Raw genomic sequence first — 9481 nt, forward strand, 5'->3', positions numbered from 1 at the left:
ATAAATAATATTATATATATTATTTTTCTTATAGTAAATATGTCATTGTTGTATTCTTTAATTTGAATTAACAACATTCCCTAAATTTGCATCATCTTCTTGATTAGATTTGATAAAATCTACTAAGGGATTTAATCTTTCAAAAAATACAATTACAATATCACCCTCTAAGGATTCACTTAATGCTATTTGTAAAGCTTCAACTTCATCTAATATGATTTTTATATCAGCATTTTTCTTTATTTCTAATATACCTTCTTTAATTAAATTAGGAATCTCCCCGCTTTTCCTACCTCTTCTATCTTTATCTTCTTTAATTATTATTTTATCAAGATACCTAGCACTTATATTTCCTATTTCCTTCGCAACATAATCACTTCTATCACCTGGAACACCAATTACTCCAGTAATATTTCCACTACCTATACATTCTAATGTAGGTAAAACCTTTTTATATCCTTCTATATTATGACCATAATCTAGTATAACCTTTATACCTTTATAATCATAAACGTTAAATCTTCCCGAATTATCTTGTGAGTTAAAGTTCTCTAATCCTATTCTTATCATACTATAGTCAATTTTCATAGCTACTAATGCAGCACAAGATGCCATCGCATTTTCAATATTAAATTCTAGTTTACCATTTAATGTTATAGGAATATCCTTAATATTTATTATTTTATATTCTATTCCTCTATTATTAACATATATATAATCATCTTTTCTATATACAGCAGTCTTTTTTTTACTTATATTTTCTCTTATTAATTCATTATTGAAATCAGAAGAATAATAAATTATATTTGCATTTATTCTATTTATAATCTTTCTGCTCCACTCATCGTCAGCATTAATTACTACATTTCCATTTTCCTTTACGGCTTCTGCTACTAATGATTTTACTTTACAAAGCTCTTCCATAGAATTTATATTATCTATTCCTAAATGATCATCGGTAATATTAGTTATTACTGCAACATCTGCTAAATCATATGCTAATCCTTTTCTTATAATTCCACCTCTTGCGGTTTCTAATACTGCAATATCTACATCTCTATTGTATAATATGCATTTAGCACTTTCAAAACCTGTATCATCACCAGTATCAATACATTTACCGTTAATATATATTCCATCAGTACTTGTCATTCCAACACAATATCCCATTCTAGATAATGTACTATTTATTATCCTAGTAGTTGTTGTCTTACCATTTGTTCCGGTAATAGCAACTACAGGTATGTTTTTAGGATTATTATTATACATCATATTAATTATATCATTTCCAATATTCCTACTAATTCCTTCAGCTGGATATGAATGCATTCTTAGACCTGGTGCTGCATTAACTTCAAGTATAGCTCCATTATCCATCAATGATTTACTAATATCTTTTGTACAAACATCTACACCGCATATATCTAATCCTATAGCTTTAGCTGCTCTTACGCATATTTCTTTATTTTCTTCCGAAATAACGTCTGTATAATCTATAGCTATTCCACCTGTAGATAAATTTGAATTTTTTCTTAAAAATAATTTTTCTCCATTTTTTAATACAGAAGTTAAATTATAATTATACTTACTCAAGTTTCTTTCTAATTCATCATCAATTCTAACCTTAGTTAAAGGTTTTTCATGATCTTCTCCTCTAAGCTCATTATTATTTAATTCATCAATAAGCTCTTTAATATTTCTTTCTCCATCACCAATTACAAATGGTGGAATTCTTTTTGAAACTGCTACAACTTTATATCCAACTACACAAACTCTATAGTCATCACCCTCATAGTATCGTTCAACTATTATGTCTTTAAACTGCTCAGTTAACTTTTGATAGTACTTTAATAATTCCTTCTCATTGCTTATTTTTAATATAACTCCTTTTCCCTTGCTACCAAATTCCGGCTTTAAAACAACAGGATATCCTATCTCTTCTGCAGTTCTTAATAAATCAATAACATTACTTACTTTTTCTCCTCTTGAAACGGGCAAATTTTGTACCCTTAATAATTCCTTTGTTAATAGCTTATCACATGAAATATCAGCAGATACGCAACTTGTAGTATTAGTAATTGCTGACTCTATTATTCTGCCTTGCTTTCCATATCCAATTTGATAAAATCCGCTATTACCCATTTTAATTACTGGTAATCCAACTTTTTTAGCAGCATTACAAATTTCTAAAGCACTTGGCCCCATAAGTTCTTCTCTAATTATAGATTTTATTATATTTAATCTATCATTCAAGCTAATATTTTTACTCTCTATAAGTGAATTAATAATATCCACAGCTAGCTTTGCCACTTCAATTCCTGCCTTTGGATACTCATATTGATATACTACTATATATCTATCACCCTCAATTTCTCTAGCTTTTCCATATGCAACATCTATTCCTAGAATATTTTGTATAGCAATAATAATATGTTCACAAATATGAGCTAAATAAGTTCCTTCCTTTAATCTCTTTACAAATCCACCTTCTTCGTCTATCCCACATCTATGAGTATTAAGAATTGGAAGCATCTCTACTAAGTTTTTATTAAAGTTTTTTATATCCTTACTAGGTATCTCCGAATATCCTTCTAAATCTACGTCTAGTTGTATGCATTTTTTATGTGAATGTATATTTCTTCCAGCATAAACAGTACTATTTATGATTTTCATAAAAATCCTTATCCTCCTCAAACGGTACCTTATCTAGTAAATTAAATCTATTACCTTCTTTTAATACATGAAGTTTTACATTAAACATGCTAAGTACTTCATCACTATATTGCTCCGATACATTACTATAATCGATTGAACTTCCATCTATGAAATATACTGCACCCGATCCAATAACTTCTGCAGTTCCTTTATCACTTACTACTATTGCTGTATCTTCATCTATTCCTATACCCAAAACTTCAGGGTTTTGAGCTATAGCAGTTAATAATCTTCCTATTCTACCTCGTTGAGCAAAATGTTGATCAATTATTATATTGTTTACTAACCCTAAACCTGGTGACATTTTTAAAGTACATTTATGTGGGGACTCATCATCCTCTCCCTGAACTATCATGGTATCACTCATAACAGATGCTCCTGCTGATGTTCCAGCAATTAATCCCCCATTAGCACACAATTCTTTCACAGCATCATATACTGGGCTTCCCCCTATCATGCTAGTTATTCTTAATTGATCACCACCAGTAAAGAATAATAAATTTGAATTATTTATTAACTCTACGTTTTTCTTATTAAATGCATCTTCTCTAGTGCTAATATCAAGTTTATATATATTTTTAATTCCTAAATTAGAAAATACATTTTTATAATTTTGATAACTTTTTTCTGGATATTCTGTTGCTATAGTTGCTATTATTAGCTTTTCTTTTTCTGGATCTATATACTTTGCTACTCTTTTTAATATTTCTTTATCGCCTTTTTTATCCTCAGCTCCTCCAATTATTATTAAGTTACCACTTACTTTTTCGCTCAATTTATCACCTCAAATCACATATTTCTTATTTTATCCAATCATATAAAATATATTCAAAAATGATAAAAGGCTATTGCAAAGTATATGCAATAGCCTTTTATCATTTTTAAACCTTATTAAAATTTACATTTTCCTGGTATTATTATCTTTTTACCTTCAATTAATGACTCTGGACCTTCTAATTCATTAATTTCTATTAATGAATCCATTGTAGTATTATATTTTTTAGCTAAATCCCAAAGTGTGTCACCTGTATTAACTACATATATTGTAACTGAGGCTTTTTTACATTCTTTTTCTTCCTCACCTTCAATAATATCAACGATCCACTCTTTATTAACTTTATAACAAGCCTTAACTAAAACAGATAATGTAGCCCTTACACCAACTGTGTTAGCTTCAATAGTAGCATCTAAATTTTCTAAGTGAACTTTACATAAGGCAACCATATCTGGTTTTGTACCTTTTAAATCAATTACTGAAGTAAATGGAATTTCTCCATTACACATATCTATTTTACAATCATCATCAGTTGTTTTATAAAGAACTAATACTTTTATTATTCCTTCAATTTTTATTTTATCTTCTTCAACAACCTTATCTGTTATAACTGGACATCCTGTAGCAGATATTACGCATCCAATTTTATCATTTTCATCCTTAGGATATAAGTTATCTTTTATTATTAATTCTGATGTAATTATTCCATGAACTAATCCTATTTCATACTTCTTCTTAGTTAATTCTATTGATTTAGTTGGTGAGTAAGCATCTTTAATTACATCAATAATCTCTTTAGATATAACTTTGATAGTTCCCTTAATCATAAATTCAACATTTACAACTCTGTTCTCACCTAAATCATCAGCATTGATTATGCTATCAAAATTTACTATATCTATTTGATGAGATGTCATCATATCACTATTTACACCAATAGCTTCTTCTTCTTTTGATAAGTAAATATCATCTTGTAGTAAGAATATATCATTTTCATCTTTTCCTTTGCATAGTACTTCTATCTTGCAATAACATCCAAAATATATCTTTCCATCACCAAGTTTAACCTCTTTTTTGTGTAAGTTCATAGAGCATTTTAATATTTCACCAATTTCTGGTTTATCCATTGTTACTTTTATCATAGATTTTCCCATTAACTCTATGTCCTTTTCGCACTTTATCTGATTCATCTCTTCACTTTTTGTCTTAACCTGTATATCGTCTCTTCCTTCAATTTCCTTAACAAATTCAAATTCTTCAACCTTATAAAGTTGCCACTTAGTTGACCTTATTCCATCAATGGCAATCTTACGTTCATTCATAATACTAGCTTGAATATGTTCTATTACGCACTCGACTTCACAAATCACTTTATGTTCTTCATTATTAAACTCAAGATAGTCTGCGAACTTTTCTGATAAATAAACCGAATTTATACTAGTTACTTTACTTTCATCTTCTGATAAATACATAACAGAATAATTAATTTGACCTTCTATCATTATTTTATCCGCTAATGTTTCCTTATTGGTAATAGTAGCTTTAGCTTCTACTCCTAATATTTGATATACATCCGGATGAGAATCTTTTATTAAATATTCACCCTTTAGTACGTTATTAGTAGAACTTTCTCTTAGTAATTGTTCATTCTGAATACTTTCTTTAACAACATCTATCTGAGACATCATATCCCCCCCTATAGTATAGCTACTATAATTTATATTCTCTAAATATATATTTATTCTTATATGTATTAATTGTTTACTAATTTTTATATAATATATTCACCAAATATTTTACAATGACTTTATTTTTACCATTTTAATACACTTTTTTGTCGAATCTTTGTGTCTTTTAAAAAAAATTTTAATTTTTTTTAAATAAATTGTTGACTTTATTATAAATATGTCATATTATAAAGATGGTTATTGACCATATAACCTCTCATAAATTCTCAATACCCTTTTATACCATAGTTGAAAGATGGATACCCGCCATCTTTCTTTTTTTATTTCTTTATAAATATATTATTGAAAGTTAATTTTTAGAAATAAATTCAAAATATTTTTAAATAAAATAAATAAGAGCTTCGAAATTTTTCGAAGCTCCTATTTATACTGCATAGTACAATGATACAGTTTTAGTTAAAACATCTGAGTAGCTATAAGTTACTGTTCTTTGGGTGTCACTTTCTAATCTTACAACGAAAATACTAGGATGAACACTTTCAATTACTCCATCATTTACAAGTATCTTCTTTCTTCCACCGTTAGCTTTTAGTGTTACCTTTTCACCTACATGATTTTCAATATCTTTTCGTATGTTGGCTAAGGTTCTATTCTTTTCCATATGACCACCATCTTTCTAAATTTATTATAAAGCTTTTTAGTATTTTTGTCAAATAAAACCAATTATTTTAACACTTTCCAGTTATATTGTCAATGTAAACTTTTTCTATTTTTATACCATTTATCGCATCTATTAATTATTATTGTATTTTTTCTTATTTTTTATTCATTTATTAATACATATATTGTGGCAAAGATTTATAAACAGACATACTATAGATTGTAGTAATGTATTTATTAGGAGAATAAAATGGTAATAGGTGATACCGTGGTTAGAAAATCTTACGATAAAGATATAACATTCAAAATAATAGATATAAAAGAAGTAGATGGTAAAACTGTATATATTCTTAAAGGAATTAGCATACGAATAATTGCTGACTCACCTGAGACTGACTTAGAACCTGTCGATATTGATTTTATTGGAGAAAAAGAAAAAATATTAAACAGCCGTGTTAATGAAGCTATTAAAAAAGCTGTTAATACTCGTTCTGGAGCATCTACTAAGAGTAATTCCATATTATTGTCTAGAGGGAGTAAAAGTCAAAAAAATAATCCCAATAAAGATTTAATGTTTGGACGCCCTGGAAAAATACTTCACATTGATGGAGATAGAGATTATTTAGAAACATGTCTAAAAGTATATAAACAACTTTCATTAGATGCAGTTGGTCGTGCTATTTCAGAAAAAGAGCAAGCTGATTATGTTGTAGACTTAGTCAAAGAAATTAAACCTGATATAGTTGTATTGACTGGACATGATAGTGTGCTAAAAGAAAGTAATGATTACTTAGATTTAAATAATTATAGAAATTCAAAATACTATATTGATGCTGTCAAAGCTCTTAGAAATTATAACTCAAGCTATGATGAATTAGTTATATTTGCAGGAGCTTGTCAGTCATGCTATGAATGTTTATTAGATGCTGGAGCTAATTTTGCTAGTTCTCCAAGCCGTGTATTAATTCATTGCCTAGACCCAGTATTCGTATGTGAAAAGATTGCATACACAACTATTGATTCTGTTGTTTCAATAACAAATATAGTTGAAAATACTATTACAGGAATAAAAGGTATTGGTGGATTACAAACTCGCGGTAAATATAGAGAGGGATATCCTAAATCACCATTCATCTAAATATTTTAACAATTTAAAAGCCGGCTTTAAAAAGCCGGCTTTTAAATTGTATTATATTCATTTTTAAAATCATTTAAAAACTTTAGATATTCATCTTTTTCATTTATTATACTTTCTAACTTACTATCAAAAGTATTTTGTCCCCAGTTAACCTCATTATAATAGTATCTATTAGCTAACCTCCAATACCTTTGTGGAAACTGTAAATAAGCATATAATACATTATATTCACACTCTTCTAACTTAGAAACCTCATTATAAGCATCTATTATAGCTTTTGCAAATGTTATATCCCATTTATTTCTCTTCAATACCTTTATCATAAAGTTTGAAATATCAAAGCTTCTTATTTCCCTCTTACAATAATCAAAATCTATTACACTAACAGAATTATCTTTCCCAAGTATAATATTATGATAAGTATAATCATGATGGCAGAATCCCTTTTCAATTTCAGCTTTCTCACACAACTTATCGTATTCTGATGATCTTAATGTATTTAGAGCCTTTTTTCCCATTTCCTTATAAAAATCCATTGACTTCAGATATAATAAATCGAAGTCGCTTTTTCTATTCTTTTTTCTAATCATATCTCTCATCTTATCTAGTGATTTTATTCTTTTTTCCATAAGACTTGGCCATCTTCCAAGATCACTCTTTAATTTAGAATTTTCAGGTGGATCGTATCCCTTAGATGCTTCATGTAGCTTTGCTAATGTTGCTGCCGCTATTTTTACTTCATCTATGTTATGAAAATCACACTCTCTTCCATCTAACCATTCAGATAGAGTATATAAATCTTCATTTACTAATGCATATGGCTCGCCATCTATGTTTAAAAAATATCTGTCTACAGTATTAAATCCATTATTTATTAAATGTTCCTTAGCACCATAAACAAACAAAAGTTTTTGTGGCCCATAATTTATCTTCTTAAGACATCTCTCTCCTTTATTTGTTTTCAAATAATAGATACCTTTATTTGCTTTTATTATATCTATTTTTATTTGAAACTGTCTTTCTATTTCAAATTCTCTCATCATATTCCTCACCCCCTCTATATTTATATGTATATATCCACTCTTTTATTAACATTTTTTATTTATTCTAATATAATAAATTATAACTATTTTGAAAGGATTAAATCATGAAGATTGGTATTGATGGAAGAGCCGCAAAATGGTATAGGGGTACCGGTATAGGAACTTATGCCTATCAGCTTATTACTAATTTAAGCAAATATGATGATTCAAATCAGTATCTTACTTTCATTCCTAAAGATTCTGATTTAAAGCTTGGAGATAATTTTTCTATAGAGTACACAATGGACTCATCTAACAATAACTTTTGGGATAATGTAAAAGTTCCTAATTTATTAGACAACTTTAATATGGAACTATATCACGTTCCTCAAAATGGTGTAGGCCTTTCAGACAATATTAATTGTCCTAAGACTATTACATTACATGATATAATTCCACTAAGAATGCCTGAAACTGTAAGTGATCGTTATCTAAGAATATTTAATGAGGAAATGCCAAAAATATTAAATAATTGTGATGGAATAATAACAGTTTCTGAGTTTTCTAAATTAGATATAGCTAATGAATTTAATTTTCCACTTGAAAAAATATTTGTTACTCCCTTAGCTGCTGAAGATATTTACAAACCAATAAATAGAGTTTATTGCAAAAATGTAATAAAAGATAAATATCGTATCAGCGATAATTTTATATTATATGTTGGTGGATATAGTCCTAGAAAAAATATTATTGGTATTATGGAATCATTTTCTCTATTAAAGGATAATCTAAAAAAAGATTTAAAGATTGTTATCACAGGTAAAAAAGGACTTTCATATGAACGTTATAAAAATCGTGCTATAGAGTTAGGAATCAGTAGTTCTGTAATTTTTACAGATTTTATTCCTCTTAAAGATTTGCCTCTATTTTATAATGCTTGTGAGTTTCTAATTTATCCATCATTTTATGAGGGATTCGGACTTCCCCCATTAGAAGCCATGGCTTGTGGTACTCCCGTAATTGCTTCTAATGTTACATCAGTTCCAGAGGTATGTAAGAATTCTGCAATCTTAGTTAATCCTAATGATGTTAATGAATTATCTTATTCAATGGAGCGTGTATTAACAGATAGCTTTTTAAAACTAACGATGATTGAACGAGGATTATTAACTAGTAATAAATATTCCTGGAAAAATACCGCTTTAAATACTATAGAAGCCTACAGAAATATAATTGAGTTTTAATTTATTGCTAATATATTAAATTATTTATTATCTATATTTAATGGGGCTGTCGCACTAAATAATTAGTGCGAGGCCCCTTTTTTTAAAAAAATAAATCCCAGACTCCACAAGCCTAGGATTTATGGTAAAATATTTTTCATGCTAACAAAAAAAATCTTACAGCAAAATTATACTTTAAATCGAAAGTTTTATCAATTAAAACTTCCTTTTGATATAGATTGCATAATTCCAGATAATGA

At 28.0% G+C, this 9481-nt stretch carries 7 protein-coding genes; 2 read left to right on the top strand and 5 right to left on the bottom strand.

Annotated elements, in window-relative coordinates:
* Window positions 1-57 precede the first annotated feature (57 nt).
* The 4 genes from cphA to I2E98_RS02465 all read right to left on the bottom strand — a co-directional run bounded on the left by cphA (window position 58) and on the right by I2E98_RS02465 (window position 5839).
* On the bottom strand, window positions 58-2673 hold the full coding sequence (gene cphA / locus I2E98_RS02450) for a cyanophycin synthetase (RefSeq protein ID WP_195467377.1): 2616 nt from the start codon (window positions 2671-2673) through the stop codon (window positions 58-60).
* On the bottom strand, window positions 2657-3490 hold the full coding sequence (locus I2E98_RS02455) for a cyanophycinase (RefSeq protein ID WP_195467378.1): 834 nt from the start codon (window positions 3488-3490) through the stop codon (window positions 2657-2659). The genes cphA and I2E98_RS02455 overlap by 17 nt, the downstream gene beginning before the upstream one ends.
* A gap of 116 nt (window positions 3491-3606) precedes the next feature.
* Window positions 3607-5175: an SPOCS domain-containing protein gene (locus I2E98_RS02460; protein ID WP_195467379.1), complete on the bottom strand. Its 1569-nt coding sequence runs from the start codon at window positions 5173-5175 to the stop codon at window positions 3607-3609.
* A gap of 427 nt (window positions 5176-5602) precedes the next feature.
* Window positions 5603-5839: a Veg family protein gene (locus I2E98_RS02465; protein ID WP_195467380.1), complete on the bottom strand. Its 237-nt coding sequence runs from the start codon at window positions 5837-5839 to the stop codon at window positions 5603-5605.
* 249 nt (window positions 5840-6088) lie between these two features.
* Here I2E98_RS02465 and yabG point away from each other — a divergent pair, with 249 nt between their 5' ends.
* Entirely contained in the window at window positions 6089-6976 is an 888-nt protein-coding gene (gene yabG / locus I2E98_RS02470; protein ID WP_195467381.1) for a sporulation peptidase YabG, read from the top strand.
* 41 nt (window positions 6977-7017) lie between these two features.
* Here the strand turns inward: yabG and I2E98_RS02475 are convergent, their stop codons facing one another.
* Window positions 7018-8019 (bottom strand): CotS family spore coat protein, encoded by a 1002-nt coding sequence (locus tag I2E98_RS02475; RefSeq protein ID WP_195467382.1) that lies wholly within the window; start codon window positions 8017-8019, stop codon window positions 7018-7020.
* Between the two features lie 104 nt (window positions 8020-8123).
* Here I2E98_RS02475 and I2E98_RS02480 point away from each other — a divergent pair, with 104 nt between their 5' ends.
* Complete coding sequence (locus tag I2E98_RS02480) at window positions 8124-9242, top strand: glycosyltransferase family 1 protein (RefSeq protein ID WP_195467383.1); 1119 nt, start codon at window positions 8124-8126, stop codon at window positions 9240-9242.
* Window positions 9243-9481 lie beyond the last annotated feature (239 nt).

Origin of the sequence: Clostridium sp. D43t1_170807_H7 (genome assembly GCF_015555905.1) — a bacterium.
Classification (GTDB): domain Bacteria; phylum Bacillota; class Clostridia; order Clostridiales; family Clostridiaceae; genus Clostridium.

Coding starts and splice junctions, on each gene's coding strand:
- I2E98_RS02480 (WP_195467383.1), top strand. CDS start 8,124: ATGAAGATTGGTATTGATGGAAGAGCCGCAAAATGGTATAGGGGTACC.
- cphA (WP_195467377.1), bottom strand. CDS start 2,673: ATGAAAATCATAAATAGTACTGTTTATGCTGGAAGAAATATACATTCA.
- yabG (WP_195467381.1), top strand. CDS start 6,089: ATGGTAATAGGTGATACCGTGGTTAGAAAATCTTACGATAAAGATATA.
- I2E98_RS02460 (WP_195467379.1), bottom strand. CDS start 5,175: ATGTCTCAGATAGATGTTGTTAAAGAAAGTATTCAGAATGAACAATTA.
- I2E98_RS02465 (WP_195467380.1), bottom strand. CDS start 5,839: ATGGAAAAGAATAGAACCTTAGCCAACATACGAAAAGATATTGAAAAT.
- I2E98_RS02475 (WP_195467382.1), bottom strand. CDS start 8,019: ATGATGAGAGAATTTGAAATAGAAAGACAGTTTCAAATAAAAATAGAT.